At 27.5% G+C, this 1,367-nt stretch carries 3 protein-coding genes; all 3 read left to right on the forward strand.

Annotation, left to right across the window (positions count from 1 at the left end; all coding sequences use genetic code 11):
* Positions 1-25 precede the first annotated feature (25 nt).
* From AA089_RS23015 to AA089_RS24040, 3 genes are read left to right on the forward strand one after another with little or no spacing between them, the layout of a single operon-like run.
* On the forward strand, positions 26-421 hold the full coding sequence (locus tag AA089_RS23015; RefSeq protein WP_046759375.1) for a hypothetical protein: 396 nt from the start codon (positions 26-28) through the stop codon (positions 419-421).
* Positions 422-433: 12 nt separating this feature from the next.
* On the forward strand, positions 434-982 hold the full coding sequence (locus AA089_RS23020) for a hypothetical protein (protein WP_046759376.1): 549 nt from the start codon (positions 434-436) through the stop codon (positions 980-982).
* A 13-nt stretch (positions 983-995) separates the two neighbouring features.
* Positions 996-1,334 (forward strand): hypothetical protein, encoded by a 339-nt coding sequence (locus tag AA089_RS24040; RefSeq protein ID WP_053002652.1) that lies wholly within the window; start codon positions 996-998, stop codon positions 1,332-1,334.
* Positions 1,335-1,367: the final 33 nt, after the last annotated feature.

Below are 1,367 nucleotides of genomic sequence, written 5' to 3' on the forward strand. Positions count from 1 at the left end.
TGTATGAATTGAAATTTTTTTCATAGTGAATAACTCCCAAAATATTAAGATAAAACATTCAGGAATAAAGTATAAAAATTGGATTGACTGGAGGCATATTCCTGATGATAAATTTAAAAATTCAATCTTAACACACAATCATCCAAATGGCTCAGGACTTAGTTTGGCAGATATAAAACTATTTGTTTACATGCAACTAAGAGAAGTTAGAGCTGTTACTGCAAATGGGACTGTGTATAGTATGAAAAATATAGGAATAAATTCAAAGAAAAGATTAGATTTAATAAAAACAATAAAGAATCAAGAGAAGTTTGTAGATAATATTTACGGAAATGTAGATGCATCTTTCAAAGATGCTTTGGTTTTTAAATTGATTTTTAAAGAAATGGCAGAGTCAATAGAATATGTTAAATATATATAAAATAGAAATAATATGAAGATAAGAGATATTGATTTAGGATTTTTATGGGACAGATATATACCTATACTAGGAGCAACGAGTCCGTATGAACTTAAATGGGATAATGAGATAGATAAATTTGATGAATACCTTCAAAAAGAACCTATAGAAAAGATGTTAGAAGCTGTAGTTATAGCTTTTAAGGATCAATACCCAAGAGCTTTATTTTTATACGGAGCTTTATCTATTGGATTCTATTCACAAATAGTAGAAGAAGGAGAATATAGAGGATTAAATCAAAAAGATATCAAAAGAAATGACATTTTGAAGTATAGACATAAGCTTTATACAAATCCTGAAGACTATGAATTTATAGTAGAAATAATACTTGAATATATTTCAACTTTTAATGTTGTATCATTTGTAGAAAATGGTTTGGCAGGTAAACTATACACAAAAATAGAACAGAATGGTTACACAGTATTTAAAGTGCAAGACTCTCCGATAGCAGAAATATCTGTTAGTACTACAAAATTTCATTTGAAGATTAATAAAGAGAAACTTGTCTACCGAGCAGGTTAATATATTTTATATTATGCTTACACAACAAGAAATGCTAACTATTGCTGAACACTATATGTCATTCAGTAGTGATAAGAAAATAGAGTTTACACTTTATTATGAATCTATCATAAGAAAAGAATATGGAAATATATATAAATATGACAGTAAAAAATATATTAAAACAGGAGATTTTAAATATCATGTGCCTGGAAGTGCACCTTTTTTAGTAGAAAAAGAAACTGGTAGAGTAGTTAATTTTGGGACAGCATATCCTTTAGAGTTTTATCTTGATGAATATGAAAATGGAAATATGACGCCTAGTTTAAATCTTTATTGGTATCCTGATACACAAAAATATCACTATAAGTAACTAAAAAGAAAAGTTCCAACATCTGTATTCGGT

It is taken from the genome of Kordia jejudonensis, assembly GCF_001005315.1.
Taxonomy (GTDB): domain Bacteria; phylum Bacteroidota; class Bacteroidia; order Flavobacteriales; family Flavobacteriaceae; genus Kordia; species Kordia jejudonensis.